The organism is Candidatus Accumulibacter sp. ACC012 (assembly GCF_907163155.1).
In the GTDB taxonomy this organism is placed as follows: domain Bacteria; phylum Pseudomonadota; class Gammaproteobacteria; order Burkholderiales; family Rhodocyclaceae; genus Accumulibacter; species Accumulibacter delftensis.
Window position 1 is genome coordinate 275,582 of the sequence record NZ_CAJQUC010000019.1, and the last position, 18,734, is coordinate 294,315.

Annotated in this window: 13 protein-coding genes; 8 read left to right on the forward strand and 5 right to left on the reverse strand. The window is 61.6% G+C overall.

Going from position 1 to position 18,734, the window contains the following annotated elements; genetic code table 11:
• Positions 1-184: 184 nt before the first annotated feature.
• Positions 185-1,225 (forward strand): glycosyltransferase, encoded by a 1,041-nt coding sequence (locus tag QZ648_RS19205; protein WP_291997992.1) that lies wholly within the window; start codon positions 185-187, stop codon positions 1,223-1,225.
• A gap of 37 nt (positions 1,226-1,262) precedes the next feature.
• Positions 1,263-3,305 carry a capsular polysaccharide biosynthesis protein gene (locus QZ648_RS19210; RefSeq protein WP_366144194.1) on the forward strand — a complete coding sequence of 681 codons (2,043 nt, stop codon included), beginning with the start codon at positions 1,263-1,265 and terminating at the stop codon, positions 3,303-3,305.
• 67 nt (positions 3,306-3,372) lie between these two features.
• Here the strand turns inward: QZ648_RS19210 and QZ648_RS19215 are convergent, their stop codons facing one another.
• From QZ648_RS19215 to QZ648_RS19225, 3 genes are all read right to left on the reverse strand, one after another.
• Positions 3,373-3,954, reverse strand: a complete 582-nt coding sequence (locus QZ648_RS19215; protein WP_291997994.1) for an acyltransferase — start codon at positions 3,952-3,954, stop codon at positions 3,373-3,375.
• A gap of 99 nt (positions 3,955-4,053) precedes the next feature.
• Complete coding sequence (locus QZ648_RS19220) at positions 4,054-5,106, reverse strand: Gfo/Idh/MocA family oxidoreductase (RefSeq protein ID WP_291997995.1); 1,053 nt, start codon at positions 5,104-5,106, stop codon at positions 4,054-4,056.
• A 341-nt stretch (positions 5,107-5,447) separates the two neighbouring features.
• Positions 5,448-8,051: a patatin-like phospholipase family protein gene (locus QZ648_RS19225; RefSeq protein WP_291997996.1), complete on the reverse strand. Its 2,604-nt coding sequence runs from the start codon at positions 8,049-8,051 to the stop codon at positions 5,448-5,450.
• A 991-nt stretch (positions 8,052-9,042) separates the two neighbouring features.
• Here QZ648_RS19225 and QZ648_RS25145 point away from each other — a divergent pair.
• Genes QZ648_RS25145 through QZ648_RS19240 form a run of 4 tightly spaced genes read left to right on the forward strand, consistent with a single transcriptional unit; the run spans position 9,043 to position 14,364 of the window.
• On the forward strand, positions 9,043-9,582 hold the full coding sequence (locus tag QZ648_RS25145) for a chemotaxis protein CheB (RefSeq protein ID WP_366144195.1): 540 nt from the start codon (positions 9,043-9,045) through the stop codon (positions 9,580-9,582).
• 27 nt (positions 9,583-9,609) lie between these two features.
• Positions 9,610-12,099, forward strand: coding sequence for a CheR family methyltransferase (locus tag QZ648_RS19230; RefSeq protein ID WP_366144196.1), 2,490 nt, complete (start codon positions 9,610-9,612; stop codon positions 12,097-12,099).
• Positions 12,100-12,103: 4 nt separating this feature from the next.
• Positions 12,104-12,571: a hypothetical protein gene (locus tag QZ648_RS19235; RefSeq protein ID WP_291997997.1), complete on the forward strand. Its 468-nt coding sequence runs from the start codon at positions 12,104-12,106 to the stop codon at positions 12,569-12,571.
• Positions 12,565-14,364 carry an EAL domain-containing protein gene (locus QZ648_RS19240; RefSeq protein ID WP_366144197.1) on the forward strand — a complete coding sequence of 600 codons (1,800 nt, stop codon included), beginning with the start codon at positions 12,565-12,567 and terminating at the stop codon, positions 14,362-14,364. The genes QZ648_RS19235 and QZ648_RS19240 overlap by 7 nt, the downstream gene beginning before the upstream one ends.
• Positions 14,365-14,387: 23 nt before the next feature.
• Here the strand turns inward: QZ648_RS19240 and QZ648_RS19245 are convergent, their stop codons facing one another.
• A complete protein-coding gene (locus QZ648_RS19245; protein ID WP_169066074.1) occupies positions 14,388-15,281 on the reverse strand; it encodes a LysR family transcriptional regulator in 894 nt (297 codons plus the stop codon).
• 95 nt (positions 15,282-15,376) lie between these two features.
• Between QZ648_RS19245 and QZ648_RS19250 the strand changes: the two genes are divergently transcribed.
• Positions 15,377-16,243: a pirin family protein gene (locus QZ648_RS19250; protein WP_291997998.1), complete on the forward strand. Its 867-nt coding sequence runs from the start codon at positions 15,377-15,379 to the stop codon at positions 16,241-16,243.
• Between the two features lie 235 nt (positions 16,244-16,478).
• Positions 16,479-17,105 (forward strand): isochorismate family cysteine hydrolase YcaC, encoded by a 627-nt coding sequence (ycaC, locus tag QZ648_RS19255; RefSeq protein WP_169066072.1) that lies wholly within the window; start codon positions 16,479-16,481, stop codon positions 17,103-17,105.
• Positions 17,106-17,278: 173 nt separating this feature from the next.
• Here the strand turns inward: ycaC and QZ648_RS19260 are convergent, their stop codons facing one another.
• Positions 17,279-18,493: a patatin-like phospholipase family protein gene (locus QZ648_RS19260; RefSeq protein WP_291997999.1), complete on the reverse strand. Its 1,215-nt coding sequence runs from the start codon at positions 18,491-18,493 to the stop codon at positions 17,279-17,281.
• Between the last annotated feature and the right edge of the window lie 241 nt (positions 18,494-18,734).

The following is an 18,734-nucleotide window of genomic DNA, read 5'->3' on the forward strand; positions in this document are numbered from 1 at the left end:
CACATAGGGATTCCGTCATGATCTTGGAGCTTGCTTACACGTTTGCCACATTGCCGGCTTTCTGCGATTGGAACTTAGCATCTTGACCGGGGCGTCTGGTTTGGTCGCGGGTCGAGTTCTGGTACTTATCAGTGAGGAACTCGAGCACGACAAGAGAGTGCTGGCTTCCCTTGCCGACTATCCCTTGGTCGAAATTGTCGACCTTGTAAATGGTGACGTTGCCGACCCGCCATTAGGCTTCTTGGTTTGCTTACGGGCGTTGTTGATGCTGTTGAAGGCTTTGTCGCGCGGCCATGGGCTGTGGTCGTTGCTCCGGCGACACTACGGGTTGAGCCCCAAGAACGCTGCCGGTGGCTGGTCTGTTTCTCTGCGCAGTTTTGTCCGAGCGCAGGGCGTGGCCGCAAGCCTCCTCGGCCGGCTTGACGGCGTGCGCCTGGTCCATGCGCACGATCTCTTTTGCGGCGTGGTCGGTGCGGAGTTGTCGAAGTGCTCAGGCGCCGAGCTGGTTTATGATGCTCACGAGGTCGAGTTTCATCGAAACCGCAGGAACAGTTGGCTGCGCACGGCGTTCGATGTGGTAGTCGAAAGAAGCGTGCTCGATCGAACACGCGAACTGCGGGTGGTCAATGCCCCGATCGCGGCTCTCTATGAGCACGTGCACGACGTGCCGCGCGAACGGATACGCGTCGTGCTCAACGATCATTTCGTGAACCGCTGTCGCGAGCGCTCGTTTGACGTACCGGAGCCGGGCCGGTTGGCGCTGGTCTACGTCGGCGCCGGCATCAGGGGGCGACAGCTTGATCGGCTGGCGAGCGAGGCGAAGCGGCTCGGTGTCCCGGTGCACGCCTTCTTTATCGGTGAGCTTCCGGAACTCGCTATTGCCGCCGGTTGGGTGATTGGCCCACGCGACTACGAAAGCGCGCTCGTTTCACTGGTGGCCGTACATCGATGTGTGATGTGGTGTTGCGTGGACGATGTCTGCCTGAGCTATCGCTTAGCCTTGCCGAACAAGTTCTTTCAGGCGCTGGCAGTGGGAATTCCCGTGGTCGCGGCGGATGGCAGCTACTTGGCGGATCTCGTCAGAACCCACGATCTCGGGTTTGTTTTCGACGGGCGTGATTTGGAGAAGGTAGTGCGCGGAATACAGAGTCCTGATTTCGCAGACAAGCTGGCTTCCGTCCGCCGTTTTCGCTTCGGCCTGACCGCCGGTTTGCTAAGGATCTAGGCGCGTGTACGGGGTTTTCAACCGCGGACTGCGAAAAATGCGTGGTCTGGAGGAGTTTCTCGGTGGGGCCGTGGTTCGTTGCGTCTTCAGAGCGCCGGCTGAACTGGCGGCGACCGTGGGTTGGGGCAGGAGCCGCTTTGCCCGACGTGCCATCCGCGTCGCCGAGGGGCGAATGATTCCTTTCATTTGCCTTGAAGACGGCTTCTTGCGCTCGCTCGGACTTGGCCGGAACGAGCCGCCCTTGTCAGTGGTGGTTGACGATCTCGGGATTTACTACGATGCGCATCAAGCTTCGCGGCTTGAATGTCTGATTGCCACTGAACTGACGAGCGAGCAGAGCGCACGGGCACGGGTTCTGCTGTCGAAGTGGCGGGCGGCGCGGGTATCGAAATACAACCACTCGCGAGAGTATTTCGCCGCATCCGAGACCGCGGAACCCAGCAGTCTTGGTCCCTTCGTTCTGGTCGTGGACCAGACTGCGGGCGATGCCTCGATTCGCTTCGGCATGGGCGACGAAGCCTGCTTTCAGCGCATGCTTGACGCCGCACTGGCCGAGAACCCCGACTGTCTGGTACTGCTCAAGGTTCATCCCGAGGTGATGGCCGGTTACAAGCGCGGCCATTTCGATCTCGCGGCGCTCTCGATCGACCCGCGGATAAAGGTCCTCGGGCAGGATGTGCACCCGGTTTCTCTCCTCGAACACGCGCAGGCGGTGTACACGGTGACCTCACAAATGGGCTTCGAAGGCCTGTTGTGGGGCAAACGCGTGCGAACCTTCGGTATGCCGTTCTACGCCGGCTGGGGGCTGACCGATGACGAATTGGTGGCGCCGGAGCGGCGCCGCTCGGTGCCCCTCGAGAATCTGGTATTCGGTGCGTTGATTGCCTATCCGCGCTACATTGACCCTGAAACGGGCACACGCTGTGCCGTTGAACGCCTGCTCGAATGGTTGGGACTGCAGCGCCGGATGCGCGAGCGCTTTCCCAATGAGGTGGTCGCGTTCGAGTTTTCGCGCTGGAAGACGCCGATCGTGCGGAGTTTTTTTCAGGGATCAGAAGTGCACTTTCCGCGAGCGGCGGATTCGGTCGCAGCGGGAGCGCTACTTGCGGTGTGGGGGCGAAAACAACCGGCAGGTCTCGCCCCGAATAGCAACAAGCTTGTCCGGCTGGAAGACGGCTTCCTGCGTTCGGTCGGCCTGGGAGCCGATCTCATCCGCCCGCTGTCCTGGGTGATGGACCAGCGTGGCATCTACTACGATGCGACCTGTGCGTCGGACCTGGAAGTCCTCTTGCAGAGTACGGCGTTTGACGAAGCATTGCTGGTGCGGGCGCGCGCGTTACGCGAGCGCCTGGTGAACTCCGGACTGACTAAGTACAACGTTGGCAGCGCCCGCTGGCTGCGGCCACCGAGTATCGCCGTAGCGACGCCTCATCGGCAACTTGCAGGTAACCCTCGTTGGGGCGACGGCTCCAGTGCTCGGCAGGATCAGCCGTCGCAGACGTGGCGGCGGGTGATCCTGGTGCCCGGGCAGGTCGAGTCGGATGCTTCGCTCGCGTATGGTGCACCGGTCATTCGCCGTAATGTTGACTTGTTGAGTGCCGTGCGCGCCGCCAACCCGGATGCCTACGTGATCTACAAACCACACCCCGATGTCGTCGCCGGGCTTCGCCTGCAGGGACAGGGGGAGGGTGAGGCCAAGCGCTGGTGCGACGAGGTGGTGATTGACGTGGCCATGGGCGAGTTGCTGTCAGAAGTCGATGAGGTACATACCCTGACTTCATTGACCGGTTTTGAAGCGCTCCTGCGGGGCAGGGTGGTTGTCTGCTACGGGCAACCGTTCTACGCCGGTTGGGGTTTGACGGTCGATCATTTGCCGCCGGCTCGCCGTAGCCGCCGCTTGACGCTTGACGAACTGGTGGCGGGCGTGCTCGTCCTGTATCCCACCTACGTATCACGAACCACGGGCCGGTTCACGACACCCGAGAGGGCGCTCGATGAACTGCTGGCCTGGCGAGCCGAGCGTGCGCTGTTGCAGCCGGTGTGGCAACGCATGATCGGCCGGTTGTTCCGGAAAGACTGAAGCGGAGACTGCTCGATGAGGGCGGTACGCAGCAGTTACGCGGTCGCGCGCTGCGTGCCGCGTGTGCTCAGGGGCCGGGACAGGTGCAGATCCCGTCGATTAGTTCATACGTCGTGCCAGTATTCGGGCAGGTGATCCTTGCGTTGCCCGCGAGAGGCAAATCGAGTCGTTCACCGTACTGGCTCATCCAGCCAACTTGGCGGGCGGGGACCCCGACCATGAGCGCATAGGCTTTCACATCACGATTGACGACAGCGCCGGCAGCTATGAAAGCGTATTCGCCAATTGTGGTGCCACAGACGATCGTGCTGTTGGCACCAATTGTCGCGCCGCGCTTGACGAGCGTATCGCGATACTGATCTTTCCGATTAACTGCGGAGCGTGGGTTGTAGACATTCGTGAAAACCATGCTCGGGCCGCAGAACACGTCGTCTTCCAGCGTGACATTGTCGTAAACAGAAACGTTGTTCTGGATCTTGACGTTGTCGCCAGTGACGACACGGTTGCCGACAAAGACATTCTGCCCCAGAGAACAGGCTTTGCCGATGCGGGCGCCGGCAGACACGTGAACCCAATGCCAGACGCGGGTTCCTTCGCCGATTTCAGCGCCATCGTCGACGATGGCGGTAGGATGGATTTGTGCATGCATTTTGCTGCGCAGCTTCCTTTTTTAGTAGGTTGGTGAGGGCCTGGGCCTGGGCCTGGGGCCGCCGGCGATTCCGGTAGCCGCCAAGCGCCAGTCCGGCGCTCAGTATTCCAGGGGGAGCGAAACGGTTCGGCCATCGCGAGCCGAGAGATAGGCAGCGATCAATACTTCCAGCGAGCGCAAACCCTCGCGGCCATCGGTTTCTGGTTCTGCTTCGCCACGCATGACGTCGACCACGTTCTTGTAATACAGGGGGTGGCCCAGACCGTAGACGGACGTGGTCTGGTAGTTGGCATCCATGACCTTCTCATCGTAGTCGCGGCCCTCGGCAAAATCCCAGATCTGGATATCATTGACCGCGACGCCGCCGACGCGGACCGTGCCTTTCTCTCCCAGAATTGTGATCGAACCCTCAAGGTTCTTCGGGTAGGCGAGCATGGTCACGTTCATCGAGCCGAGGGCACCGCTTCGCCAGCGGATGTTGATAACGCCAGAATCCTCGACCTGGATGTCGCGTCCCAGCGTTGCCATCATGGCGTGCACGGCATCTACCGGGCCGATCAGCCAGTCGATGAGATCCACATAGTGGCTGGCCTGGTTCATGAACGCCCCTCCGTCCAGTTCCCATGTGCCGCGCCACTTTGCGGAATCATAGTACTCTTGAGGGCGGGTCCAGAAGACATTGATTGTGACCATATAGATCTTGCCGAAGCGCTTCTCTTCTACGGCACGTTTGAGAAGCTGTAGCGTTGAATTACGGCGGTTCTGCTTGACCACGAAGAGGTGCACTCCCGCTTCGTCACACGCCCTGACCATGCGCATGCCGTCTTGCCAGCGCGTCGCCATGGGCTTTTCGGTCATCACATTCACCCCGAGTCGGGCGGCAACAACGGCCTGTTCCGGGTGGAGGCCGCTTGGCGTACAAAGGGAGACGAGATCGAGTTGCTCGGAGGTGAGCATCTCTTCAAGGCTCCGGTAACCTGGGACCTGATATTGCTCTTGGTGGGCTTTGAGGGTTACGCCATTGCTATCGCAGAGCGCCACCAGTTCGATATTTTCAGAATGCGCTTCGATGGACGAAAAATGGCTTTTGGCGATGCGGCCGCAACCGACAACGCCGATGCGGATTTTCCTGTCGTGGATGGTTTTTTTCATGGTTGATTAGCCCAGAGCTGAGAACGTATGTTCTGCGAATGATAGGTCGTTTGGCGGCGCATGATGGTCATGCTCCCTCGTGGTGTTCGTGCCTAGACACGTTACGTCTTTTACCCGTGGCCGTTACCACTGGAAGGCAGGGCGCTATTTCACAGGCGAACCGCGCATTCTCCCTGATCTGTTACAAAGTGCAAGAAATGCTGCTTTGCACGGGGGCGATCCAGAGGCGGTTTTACGGATAGGGCGCCGATGATCGTGCGCAAAGTGCACACTCTTCCCGGTGAATGCAACTCTCTTTCCCTTGGCAAAGGCTTGATCGACTCCTTGGTGAGGAATCCGGGCTACGGCAGCAAGCGCTTGATGCGCCCAAGCTTCAGGAAGCGTTTGTCGAAGAAAGCCAGGTGTATCTTCGCCACGAAGAAGCCGATGAGCGCCATCCCGATGCCGAAGAGAATCTTCGTCACCGTCTCGCGGAAGCGCACGATGCGCATGACGCTCTTGCCGAGAACCGTGCTCGCAATCAGGACCAGCAGCGAAACGCCGATTGTCTGGTAGGTGATCACCGCCTCGTCGCGCTTCTCCCACAGCCACCACGCGGCGCAGGCACCGAGGACAGCAACAAGGATCCAAGCGAGAATCCTCAGTGGCGGGTACAGCTTCCAGACCTTGAATGCTCCCTGGTCAGCCACCGAGAGCAACTCCATCAGCTTGCCGGAGTCGTCGGCGCGGTCCATCGCCGGCTCGACCGCGAGAAACGGCCACTGCACGGCTTCCTCCGCAGGTGCTTCGCAGCCCGACACGGTGCGCGGAAACTCGAATTCGGTCATCCGGTAGCCGCTGACCATGAGCGCGTAGGCTTCGCTATCCGAAAACGAATCGAGGTCGGTTCGGATGGCCGCCAGCCGCCGCTGCACGCTCTTGCGAATACCGTAGCGCGTGCGTGGGCCGCGGAGCTCGGCCGGGCGGGCGTCGTCCGAAGCCTCGATCGGCTCGTCGCAGCCAGCCCAGTTCACCGCCTCCACGTCGAGGTCCTTCTTGAGATGGACGAACATGAAGCCGCGCAGCAGCGACGTGCTTCGGCGCGCAACCAGATCGTCGTACTCCGCTTCGCGCACGCGCGACATCAGGATGCTGTTCGAGCGCAGGGGGACGCCGATGACGCTGTTGCTCGGCTCATCCTGCGACTCCATCTGCCCGCTCGCGTCACTCACCAGCAGCACATTGCAATCCTGCTCCAACAGGCCGACGACACCCTGGTTGTCGTGCACGCCGCCATCGACGAGTCGCACCGTCTTGTTCGCGTAGACGCCGCGCAGCACGATCGGCTCGAACAGGCCGGGAACGCAGGCCGAAGCCGCCACCGCAGTTCCGAGTCGGACGCCGCGTCGCTCGCCATCCTTCATCTCGATGCCCTGCGCGTCGTCGTAGTACACCCGACGCAGCCGGTAGTTCCCGTCGACCGCGGGGTCGACGGACCAGGGCGATTCTCCCATCCACGACGCCGTGAACTGCCAGTTGTGACCCGTGTTCAGCGTCGTCGCGTTGAGGATCAGCGTCGGCACCTTGTTCTTGCGACGCCAGTTGTCGCGTTTTGGGTTGAAGTCCGTCGCGCAGCCCTTCGGCTTCACGAACAGGTCCTTCATGAAGCGTTCGCTCCCCCCCTTGCCGTCCTGAATGCGTGCGTAGAGGCACTCCTCGTAGAGTTCCCCCAGCCGGTCGGAGCGCGAGTAGCTCGGGCGGAAGATCATCTTCAGGTTGGTGAGAAAGGACGCGGCGACAAGCCAACGGATGTTCCGTTGAACACCCGCCAGAAAATCCCGCGCCACGCGTCGGACGATATCGATGTAGTCCTGACGCGTGATGTCGAGGTCGTTCTTGGACTCGAGCAGCTTCTGGACCTCGAGGTAGTAGTGGGCGCCGAGAATCGAACCCCCCGAGACGCAGGAGATGACCTCGACGTTGCGCAAGACATCGAGCTCCGCGAGCCGCGCGAGGACTCCGATGTGGTAGAGGGAAGCGCGGAAGCCACCGCCCGAGAGGGCGAGACCGAACTTGCCGAGGTATGCCGATTGCAGGCCGAGCGCGTCGTTGCCGAGGAAGGCGAGCAAGGTCCTGCCGGCCGGGGAACTCCGGAACGTTTCGCCGCTGTCCACTTCGCCCGCGGATTGGAGCCGCGCCAGCTTCGTGAGCTGCTGGGCCGTCGATTGGAACTCCCACTCCGAGACATTCTCGATCGCTGCCGCCTCGCGCAGCCATTCGCTCGCCTGGTCGTAGCGAGCAAGGCCGAAGTAGGCCTCCGCTATGGTGCAGACGAACCACCACTGCCCAGTGATGAGTTTGTTTGCGGGCTCCTCCGCGAGCGGCACGAGGGTCTGGATGATGTCCTCGCGAATGGTGCGCGCCAACTTGCGATACGCCGCGGCGGCCTGCGAGGTCAGCCCGCCTTTAGCGTCCGCCGCCGACTCCACGCCGAGCAGGTCGGCGACGTAGGCGGCGTTGATCGCCGTGTAGCCTGCATCCGGCTCGACGCCAAGCTCGTAGCCGCGGCGGTAGAAGCTGAGTGACCATTCGAGGTGGTCGCGCTGGCCGTCGACCTCCCACATCCGCTTGTGGATCGCACCGGCAAGCCCCAGCGTCTCCTGGTCCTTCGTCGCGCCGAGGTCTTCGCCCGTTGCGAGAATCTCGAGTGCGAGGTCGAAGCGCGTCGACGCCGGCAGGTCGGGGTCCTTGTAGGTGCAGAGGGCGTGTTGCTGGCGCAGCCAGATCGCCAGCTGCGCATCGTCGACCCGGCTCTTGCGCGCGCGCGCCAGGACCTTGCGCGCGTACCCAAAGGCGTGCTCGTCCTTGAGTTGCTTCACCAGATTGCGCGACTCGGCGGCCGAGATCTCGCGGCCACCGAGCACTTCCTTCGCGAACTGGACAGGGGTCTTGTCCTTGAAATTCATCGTCTTTCCTCCACGCGGATGGCGAGCGAAAATCCTGTCAAAACGAGCCGAACAACCGGCCTACGGCAGCAGCCCCGGAAAAGCATCAAATCCAGGGGCACCATGAACCGTCTACGAGTCTTCATTATGGTCAGGGGAGGGCCCTGACGCTTCCAGCACCTCTCTGTTGGCTCGCTCGACGCTGCTGGCTTGTGATTTCACAGGCTGCACGTGCTTGCACGAGATCATCGCGAAGAAAATGGCCACGCGGGGCAAGCCTGAACAGGCTGTTGAAGTCGCATCGATGGGTAACGCCGGTAATGGCTCGACAGATCGCTTCGAGGCGACCTGCTTCTGTCTACTCCTCATTGCCGCCTTTTGGGCCAATCAGTCTATCGTGAAAGTCGCGTATGCGACTCACGAACCTCTCTTCTCCCCCTGCGGGAGAAGGGCCGGGGGAAGGGGGGAGGGTCATGACTTTCATCATCCGGGGTATCTCGACTGCCATGATCGTTAGGCGATTGGCCTGCTTGAGAAAGTGCAGCTCGCGAGAGGGGCGGAAGAATCTGCCGCCTGCTTTTTGTCTCACGAAGACTGGATGGCCGGTACCGTTCAGCGTGAGGAAACTCGCTTTACAAGGAAGCAATCATCCCGATCCGGGCGAGCGGCAATTTCGTCCCGAGGAATCATCGTGGGAGGCTGGGAGTCGCAGCACATCACGCCGGCGCTCTACGACGACAGGCTCGGCAACAAGCGCTTCGTGCCGGTACTGCCGCCGGCCGGCGACGAACGTATAGATGGGGATCAGGCCAGCCGTCGCGCGGCGACGATTGAGTTCCGGGATCGCGGGAGGAAGCTGTTTTGGCATCCAGCCATTCTAGCGAGGAGCTCCGCAACCGAATAGGGGCAGCCTTGTCCACCTTGGTATGAGCTTGAAGGAGATGCGTGTTTGACTTTGCCGTTAGGTGGCGTATCTTCCGGCGCGACAACAAGCACACAAGAGGCACGGCGGATGCAACGTGGAAAAGCGACGGGGAAGCCCAAGCCGCAAGCTTCGGTAACGCCACCGAGCGACTCCGATTCACCCGAGAGCACCCCGGACACTCCCTTCCCGATCGTCGGCATTGGCGCCTCGGCCGGCGGGCTGGCAGCGTTCGAAGCCTTCTTCTCCGGGATGCCGGCCGATAGCGACCCGGGCATGGCTTTCGTGCTCGTGCAGCACCTGGCGCCGGACCACAAGAGCATCCTCCCCGATCTGATCCAGCGTTACACGCGCATGCGGGTGGTCGAGGTCACCGACGGCATGGAGGTACGTCCAAACTGCGTCTACGTCATTCCGCCGAGCCGCCAGATGGCGTTCCTCCATGGCCGGCTGGAATTGCTGCCGCCGTCCGAACCACGCGGCCAGCGTTTGCCGATCGACTTCTTCTTCCGCTCGCTGGCCCAGAACCAGCACGAGTACGCCATTGGCGTCGTGCTCGCCGGCACCGGCAGCGACGGCACGCTGGGGGTCCGGGCGATCAAGGCCGAAGGCGGCATGGTCATGGCCTAGGAGCCCGGCTCCAGCACTTTTGACGGCATGCCGCGCAGCGCCATCGCCACCGGCCTGGTGGATTGGCAGCTGCCGCCGGCCGAGATGCCTGCCCAGATCATCAGTTACGCGACGCACGCCTTTGGCCGGCTGGCTCCGCTGCTTGCCGAACCGGCACCCAAGATCCGGGACGCGCTTAAAAAAATCTTCGTCCTGGTGCGCGCGCAGACCGGCCACGATTTTTCGCAATACAAGATGAGCAGTATCCACCGCCGCATTCTGCGCCGCATGAGCCTGCACCAGATCGAGGCGCTGGACGGCTACGTCCAGTACCTGCAGAAGACAGCGCAAGAAATCGAGGCGCTGTTTGCCGACCTGCTGATCGGCGTGACCAGCTTCTTCCGCGATCCGGAGGCCTTCAAGGTCCTTGCCGGACGGATCATCCCGCCGTTGTTCGCCAACAAGCCCGATGGCGAGGTGGTCCGCGTCTGGGCACCGGGATGCTCTACCGGCGAAGAGGCCTATTCGATCGCCATCCTGCTGCTCGAACAGATGGAGGCGATCGAGCGCCGGTACGCCGTGCAGCTTTTTGCCACCGACATCGACGCCCGGGCGATGGCGACCGGGCGCGCTGGCCGTTATCCGGCGAGCATCGCCAGCGACGTGTCGCCGGAGCGCCTGGCGCGTTTCTTTACCCGGGAACCGGATGGCAGTGCTTACGTGATCAACAAGAGCGTGCGTGACCTGTTGATCTTTTCCGAGCAGGACGTCTGCCAGGATCCACCGTTCTCGCGGCTGGACCTGATCAGCTGTCGCAATCTGCTGATCTATTTCGGCCAGGAGTTGCAGCAGAAAGTCATTCCCCTGTTCCATTACGCGCTGAATCCCGACGGCGTCCTGTTCCTCGGCACGTCGGAAAGCATCGGCAATTTCACCGATCTGTTTGCCGTGGTGGACAGCAAGGCGAAGCTTTACCAGCGCAAGGAGGGGTTTACTGGCGCGGCACGCCCGGGCCTGGGCTGGTTTCTGCCGTCCCGGCCGGCACGCTACCGTAGCGCTGCACGGGCGGCCTTTCCGATGAAGGTGCCGCTGCGCGAGGTCACCGAACAAGCCATCCTGCAGCACGTCGCGCCGGCCTGTGCATTGGTCAACGCGCAGGGCGACCTTCTCTACCTGCACGGCCGCTGCGGCGCTTACCTCGAGCCGCAGCCCGGTGAATCTGGCGTCAACAACGTCATCAAGATGGCCCGCCAGGGGCTGCAACACGAACTGAGCAAGGGCCTGCATCAGGCGATTTGCAGCAAGGCCGCCGTCCGCGCCACCGGGCTGCAGGTCAAGAGCAACGGCGATTTTACGCGTGTCAACCTGAGCATTCACCCGCTGACCACCGGCCCGGCCGCGACAGCGCAGGCGCCCCTGTACCTGCTCCTCTTCGTGGACGCCGCCGCGGCCGATCCCGAAGTGCCGCCGCAGGCGGCCCTGCCGATCGGCGCCGGCGCCGGGCGCGCCGAAGCGGCAGGCGAGCACAGCGAAGCGGACAGCGACGCCCGCATCGCGGCCATCGAAGAGGAACTCCGGGCCAAGGACGAATACCTCCAGAGCATGCAGGAGGAACTCGAGACCGCCAACGAGGAGCTCCGCTCGTCGAACGAGGAAATGCAGTCGGTCAACGAAGAGCTGCAATCGACCAACGAAGAACTGGAGACCTCCAAGGAAGAATTGCAATCGCTCAACGAGGAACTGGCGACGGTCAACAGCGAGCTGCAAGCCAAGGTCGGCGATTTGTCGCAGGCCAACAACGACATGAACAACCTGCTTGCCGGCACCGGCATCGGGACAATCTTCGTGGATGCGCAACTGCGCATCCTGCGCTTCACACCGGCCGCCTCGTCGATCATCAACCTGATTCCGAGCGATATTGGCCGCCCGGTGGCGCACTTCGCCGCCAACCTGGTCGGCTACGACCGTTTGGTGACCGACGTGCAGACGGTCATCGACACCCTGACACTCCAGGACGCCAAGGTACAGACCGTCGATGGCCTGTGGTACCTGATGCGCATCCGACCCTATCGCACGCTGGACAACGTGATTGGCGGCGCAGTGATCACCTTTGTCGACATCACCGAAATGAAACGGCTGGAAGACTCGCTCACCCAGGCCAATGCGCAGCTTCGCCGCCTGGCCGTCGTGGTCCACGACGCGTCCGACGCGATCACCGTCCAGGACCTGGAAGGTCGCATCCTGTCCTGGAACCCGGCGGCGGTGAAGATGTATGGCTGGAGTGAGGCCGAGGCGCTGCTGATGAACGTGCGCGAGCGCATCCCTCCGGAACTGCGCGAGGAGGCCTTGGCGCGGATCCGTCGCTTGAGCCGTGCCGAAGTGCTCGAACCGCACAGGACGCAACGCTTGACCAGGGACGGTGCGCTGCTGGAGGTGTGGATCACGGTCACCGCGCTGGTCGACGAGGCCGAGCGAATGTACGCGGTGGCGACCAGCGAGCGGGCCAACAAAGCGGCCGTCGACGGCTCCGCGGGATGATGCCATGGGGCGCAAAAGTCAGCGCCATCACCCCTCGATGCCACCCATGGCCAACGGCGCACTGAGCGCCGAGCAAGCCATTCGCCAGCGTGCCGAGGAGGCGCTCCGCCAGCAAACCGATCGCGCACTGGAAGAAGACGCAAGCCTGTCACGCGAAGCGATCCGCGACGCGCTGCTCGAACTGCGCGTGCATCAGATCGAACTGGAGATGCAGAACGAAGAGCTGCGTCGGACGCAGCTTGAGCTGGAAGCCGCGCGGACGCGCTATTTCGACATCTATGACCTGGCCCCGGTCGCTTACTGCAGCGTGAGTCAGGCCGGGCTGATCCTGGAAGCCAACCTCACCGCGGCGCCCTGTTCAAGCTGCGCTTCAGCCGCTTCATTCGCAAGGCCGACCAGGATGTCTTCTACCTGCACCACAAACAGGCCTTGTCAACAGGCCAGGCGCCAGGCTGCGACCTGCGCATGCTGAAGTTTGACGGGCAGCCATTCTGGGCGCATCTGGAGACCGCGACGGCGCAGGACGCCGATGGCGCGACCGTGCTGCGCATCGTGATTAGCGACATCACCGAGCGCAAGCGGGCCGACGCCGATCTGCGCATTGCCGCAGTCGCCTTCGAATCACAACACAGCATGATGGTCACCAATGCCCACCACCTGATCCTGCGGGTCAACCGGGCGTTCACGGAGGTGACCGGCTACGCTGCCGAAGAAGTCATCGGCAAGACTCCCGGCATGCTGTCATCCGGCCTGCACGACGCGCACTTCTTCCGCACGATGTGGAAGACCATTCACAGTACCGGCATCTGGCAGGGAGAAATTTTTGACCGGCGCAAGAGCGGCGAGGTCTATCCGACCTGGCTGACGATTTCTCCGGTGCGCGACGGCGCCGGCACCGTGACCCATTACGTGGCCACGCATTTCGACATTACCGAACGAAAGAAAGCGGACCGGAAGATCGCCGAGATGGCTTTCTTCGACATCGTCACCGGGGTGCCGAAGCGTGCGCTTCTGCTCGATCACATGAAACAGGCGATGACCGTCAGCGAGCGCAACAAGACCTTCGGCGCCGTGCTGTTCATCGACCTCGACCACTTCAAGACGCTCAACGATACGCTGGGACATGACCCGGGCGACCGGCTGCTCAAAGCCGTCGCGCAACGCCTCGTCGCGGGCATACGTGAGGGCGATACCGTGGCGCGACTGGGTGGCGACGAGTTCGTGATCCTCCTGGAGAACCTCAGCGCCAACATCGACGAGGCGGCGACGCAGACCGAAGTCGTCGGCGAGAAGGTTCTCGCCGCCCTGGCTCGCCCCTACCTTCTTGGCGCCGTCGATCATCGCGGCACGGCGAGTGTTGGCGCGACCTTGTTCCGCGGGCATGAGACGTCGATCGACAACATCTTGAAACAGGCCGACATGGCAATGTACAAGGCCAAGGAAGCGGGTCGCACCAGACTGCATTTCTTCGACCCGGCGATGCAGATCCTGGTGCTCAGGCGTGCCGAACTCGAGGCGAGCCTGCGTGGCGCTCTCCGCGAGAGCCAGCTCGAGCTGCACTATCAGCCGCAGTTCGCGGGCGACGGCAAGCTGATCGGAAGCGAAGCCCTGTTGCGCTGGCGCCACCCCGTGCACGGAACCGTCGCCCCCGCGGAGTTCATTCCGCTTGCCGAACAGACCGGGCTCATTCTGGCGCTGGGGGATTGGGTTCTCGAAAACGTATGTAGCCAGCTGGCAAAATGGGCCGAGCGACCGCCGCTGGACCGGCTCGCGGTGGCGGTGAACGTCAGTGCACGGCAGTTCCGCGAAGCGGACTTCGCGGACAAGCTTCTGGCGATCCTTGGTGCGACGGGCGCCAATCCGAAACGCTTGACGCTGGAGCTGACGGAGAGCTTGTTGGTGCATGATGTCGATGATCTGATCGAGAAGGTATCGCGGCTGAAAGCCCGCGGTGTGGGCTTCGCGCTCGACGATTTCGGTACCGGCTATTCGTCGCTGTCCTATCTGAAGCGCTTGCCGCTCGACCAGGTGAAGATCGACCAGTCGTTCGTGCGTGATGTCCTTGACGACAGCACCGACGCGGCTATCGCCAGGGGCATCGTGGCGCTGGCTCACAGCCTGGAGCTGGAGGTGATCGCCGAGGGCGTGGACAGCGAAGCGCAGCGGGACTTTCTGGCGAGTGCCGGCTGCGACGCCTATCAGGGCTACTTCTTCAGCCAAGCGCTGCCGGTAGACGATTTCGAGGCCTTCGCGCTGCGCGGTTGATAGACGTATGCAGCGCTCGATTATCACCACTCCTCCAGCCACTTTCGCAACGCCTGGGACGCCAGATCGACAAACGCCCTCAACTTGGGTGGCATGAAGCGCTGGCGAGGATAGACGATGTGGAGCGGATCGGCTTTCGCCTGCCATTGCGGCAGGACTCGCATTAGTCTGCCATGTTCGCATTCCGGACGGCACATATAGACTGGCAGCAGGGCAACGCCATCGCCAGCCAGCGCCATTGAACGGATCACCCGCACATCGTTGACCATCACCTGGCCGGACATCGGAATGGTCACGCTGCCATTGCTGTCGTTCAGCGTCCAGGCATCCTTGCCGACGGGCGTGAATTGCAGACAACAATGATTGAGCAGCGCCTGCGGAGAATCCAGCGGCGGTGCCGATTTTAGGTAGTCGGGGCTGGCAAAGGGCGCCCAGCAGGCGATACCGGCGTGTTTGGCAATCAACGTCGAATCCTTGAGATGGCCAGTGCGGATTGCGACATCAACGCCTTCCGCCACCAGGTCGACATAGCGATCGGTCAGCATCAATTCCAACCTGACCTTGGGGCAATTCCGGCGCAACTGATTGATGATCTCCGCCAGGAGGCGATCGCCGATATCCGCCGGCGCCGTCACCCGTAACAGTCCCTTTGGCTCGCCATCAGCTTCCGTGACCGCCGCTTCGGCATCGAGCATATGGCTCACTCCGGTCGACGCATGCCGGTAATACAACTCGCCCGCATCGGTCAGGTGCAGGCGGCGCGTCGTTCGCTGCAGCAGCGTTACACCGAGCCGCTTCTCAAGACGCGCCACTCGGGTGCTGACGGTCGAGGTCGGCAAGCCCAGCAGGCGGGCAGCAGCGCTAAAGCTTCCGGCGTCCACCACCTTGACGAAGACGGCGGCTTCGTTGAGATCCATTGTTCAACTCATTGAAAAAAGTTTCCGTATTTAACCATCTAGTGCGCGAATCGTTTGCCTTCTAAAGTGAAGCTAATCACATACGGAGAGCAGTCATGAAAAAACTGGCATTCATCAAGCGCAGTAACGGCAAACACTGGGTCGGCGATGGCTTCCCGGTCAAAAGCATTTTTTCCTACAGCGACATCGCCGAGGAAATGTCGCCCTTCCTGTTGCTGGACTACGCCGGGCCGGCCGATTTTCCGCCGACCACGCGCAAGCTTGGCGTCGGCCAGCACCCGCATCGCGGCTTCGAGACGGTGACCATCGTCTACGCGGGCGGCGTGTCACACCGCGACTCCTCGGGTGGCGGCGGCACCATCGGCCCGGGCGATGTGCAGTGGATGACGGCAGCTTCCGGCATTCTCCACGAGGAATTTCATAGCCCGGAATTCGCCGAAAAAGGCGGCGCCTTCGAGATGGTCCAGCTCTGGGTCAACCTGCCGGCTCGGGACAAAATGTCGGCGCCGGGATATCAGGGCATTAACGCCGGGCAGATTCCGGAAGTGGCGCTTCCCGACCAGTCTGGTACTGCACGCATCATCGCCGGCCAGTATGGCGACGCAAGCGGTCCGGCCCGCAGCTTCACTCCGATGAACGTCTGGGATCTGCGCCTGCAGGCCGGCCATCGTGTCGCGTTCGAGCTGCCGGCCGGACATACCACGGCGCTCTTCGTGCTGCGCGGCGCCATTCGCCTCAGCGAGAGGCACATGGTGCGGGCCGCAGAACTGGCCGTCATGGAGCGTGAAGGCTGCCATCTCGAATTCGAAGTTGCCGACGACACGACTCTGCTCTTGCTCAACGGCGAACCGCTCGCTGAGCCGGTCGTCGGCTACGGCCCCTTCGTGATGAATTCGGAGGAGGAAATCGCCCAGGCAATGCATGACTTCAACAGTGGCCATTTCGGACAGATCGGCCATTAATGTGAAAGTCGCGTAAGCGACTCACGAAACTCCCTTCTCACCTCGCGGGAGAAGGGTCAGGGGTGAGGCGGGGAATTCAGGGGGCATGCTCCCTGCCCGGCGAACGATTCCGGCGTGCAAGCCGGAATGCGCACTGCAAGTGAGAGGGGGACGGTCATGGCTTTCATCATCAGGGGTGTCTCGACATGTCATGACCGTTAGCCCCAACAGCCTGTTCAAGCAAAGGAGATCCACTATGAGCAATCCCTACATCCGCCTCGACAAGAATAACGCCGCCGTCCTGCTGGTCGACCATCAGGCCGGGCTTTCATCTCTGGTCCGCGATATCGAGCCGGAAAAGTTCCGCAACAACGTGCTGGCGCTGGCTGACCTGGCCAAGTATTTCAAGCTGCCGACCATCCTGACAACCAGCTTCGAGAACGGGCCTAACGGCCCGCTGATGACCGAACTCAAGGAAGCCTTCCCGGAGGCGCCCTACATCGCCCGCCCAGGCCAAATCAATGCCTGGGATAACGAGGACTTCGTCAAGGCCGTCAAGGCGACAGGCAGAAAACAACTGATCATCGCCGGCATCGTCACCGAGGTCTGCGTCGCCTTCCCGGCACTGTCCGCCCTGCAGGAAGGCTACGAGGTCTTCGTCATTACCGACGCTTCGGGCACATTCAACGAGGTCACCCGTCAGTCAGCGTGGGATCGAATGTCGGTAGCCGGCGCACAGCTGATGACCTGGTTTGGCGCCGCCTGCGAACTGCATCGCGACTGGCGCAACGATGTCGAGGGTCTGGGCACCTTGTTCGCCAATCATATTCCGGACTATCGCAATTTGATGAACAGCTTTGCTACTATCCAGGACAACAAGTAACGCGATAGGCGCCCCGATCCCTTCAGGGCGCCTCGCCGTCATCTTCGAAAGGGACTGAATACTAGCTGCCTGTCATCTGGCTGTCGAGGCCAAGCTGAAACTGGTCGCCACCGGCGGACGTGAAATGGGATTTTCCTGGGTTTCTTGACCCATTGTGTCTGGCTTGCTACTTGCTATTTTCCAGCTACTGGCGCGCTCGGTGGACTGAATCCGGGGGGAACCTTGAGCCACGGGAAGCCATTTAGCATCATCTCGTAACCAGTTTTGTACAGTGCTCGCATATATTCGGTGTCGAACTCTTCCTTGTGCTCTGCCTTGAAACTCGATGGAATGAAGCCAAGGTTGAAGTCCACTCCGTCGCGCTGGGTGGTGGCATAGATGCGGTAAAGGTCACCGATGCCCTGGCTGTGGATCAGTGAGGCGACTGAGCGACCGGCAATACTCATCGTACTGCGCTCAACCTGTGCCCAGTCCGGATCGAGTCGCGCATTGCGGATCACGTAAAGTATGCGCGCACGGGTAATGCCGACGGCGGCGGCCGACTCGTTGATGCGCAGCGCGGCCGGGTAAGCGAAGACCTGAGCCATGATGCCACCATCGACGTGCATTTCCTGATAGGTTTTGCCGTCGACTTCCACATCAAGCATCATCGGAGGAAAGCCACCCGGAATCGAGGCCGATGCGATCATGACGCGCACGAACAGGTCCAATGCCTTCGGGCCCCCGAAAGTGGCGATTTTCCCCATGTCCCAGATGATCGGACGACGCGCATCGAGGTCGGCGGTAGCGATCAGGAGGAAACGACCTTTTGCATACTCCGCGGCGACTTCCCTGAGAAAATCATCGGTCACGGATTTTCGCGTCAGACTCATCAGTGGCGCGTTATCGGCCATTCCGTCGCTCATCACGCCAGCCAGAAAACCACGCGGCGTAAGGACGTCTTTCGGCGAGATCGTGGTATAGACCTCCTTCAGCGTGGCGTCATACTTTGAGCCGACAAATGCGAAAGGCGCAATCAGGGCGCCGGTACTGATGCCGGTAACCACTTTGAATTCCGGACGCGTCCCGGTTGCCGTCCACGCATTGATCAGCCCGGCGGTGAACGCGCCGTTATCGCCGCCACCTGATATTGCCAAAAAGAACGCCGGGGGAAAGGGACCTTTATGCCCCTGTTTTGCGAGGTAATCCTTTTCCAGTTGCAGGGATGCCTGCGCCGTCCGGGAGAGCTCTGTGATGTCGCCTCCCAAAGCAAAACGAACATTTGGCATGCCTGGAATTTCGGCCTTTGCCGTCAGTTCGTAGGGCACTGCCGCCAGGCGCTGCGGCGTCGAACAGCCCTGGACAAGAAGCAATATGGCCACTGTGAGGCCGAGGATGAGGGCTTTCATGAGTGATTTTCTCGCAATTTGATGAAAACTTCAGGAGCCGGATGTTCCCCTATGGGCACACTCAGTACTTTCTCCAAGGCGGCTATTCGGCGCTTGCTTGGTGGCCGCGTGCCGATACGACTATTTCATACCCCCGGCAGGCCTGCAAGGCGATGAAAACACGCACCGCGAAGCAGCCTATCGGAAGCTAGGTTTTTCGTCCACACGGGTGATCGCCCACGCGCTCTTCGTAGCGCAGCAG

Bases quoted from the DNA above. Each gene is read 5' to 3' on its own strand.
- QZ648_RS25145 (WP_366144195.1), top strand. From the start codon at position 9,043: ATGCAACGTGGAAAAGCGACGGGGAAGCCCAAGCCGCAAGCTTCGGTA.
- QZ648_RS19260 (WP_291997999.1), bottom strand. From the start codon at position 18,493: ATGAAAGCCCTCATCCTCGGCCTCACAGTGGCCATATTGCTTCTTGTC.
- QZ648_RS19250 (WP_291997998.1), top strand. From the start codon at position 15,377: ATGAAAAAACTGGCATTCATCAAGCGCAGTAACGGCAAACACTGGGTC.
- QZ648_RS19245 (WP_169066074.1), bottom strand. From the start codon at position 15,281: ATGGATCTCAACGAAGCCGCCGTCTTCGTCAAGGTGGTGGACGCCGGA.
- QZ648_RS19220 (WP_291997995.1), bottom strand. From the start codon at position 5,106: ATGAAAAAAACCATCCACGACAGGAAAATCCGCATCGGCGTTGTCGGT.
- QZ648_RS19215 (WP_291997994.1), bottom strand. From the start codon at position 3,954: ATGCATGCACAAATCCATCCTACCGCCATCGTCGACGATGGCGCTGAA.
- QZ648_RS19210 (WP_366144194.1), top strand. From the start codon at position 1,263: ATGCGTGGTCTGGAGGAGTTTCTCGGTGGGGCCGTGGTTCGTTGCGTC.
- QZ648_RS19230 (WP_366144196.1), top strand. From the start codon at position 9,610: ATGCCGCGCAGCGCCATCGCCACCGGCCTGGTGGATTGGCAGCTGCCG.
- ycaC (WP_169066072.1), top strand. From the start codon at position 16,479: ATGAGCAATCCCTACATCCGCCTCGACAAGAATAACGCCGCCGTCCTG.
- QZ648_RS19225 (WP_291997996.1), bottom strand. From the start codon at position 8,051: ATGAATTTCAAGGACAAGACCCCTGTCCAGTTCGCGAAGGAAGTGCTC.
- QZ648_RS19240 (WP_366144197.1), top strand. From the start codon at position 12,565: ATGCTGAAGTTTGACGGGCAGCCATTCTGGGCGCATCTGGAGACCGCG.
- QZ648_RS19235 (WP_291997997.1), top strand. From the start codon at position 12,104: ATGGGGCGCAAAAGTCAGCGCCATCACCCCTCGATGCCACCCATGGCC.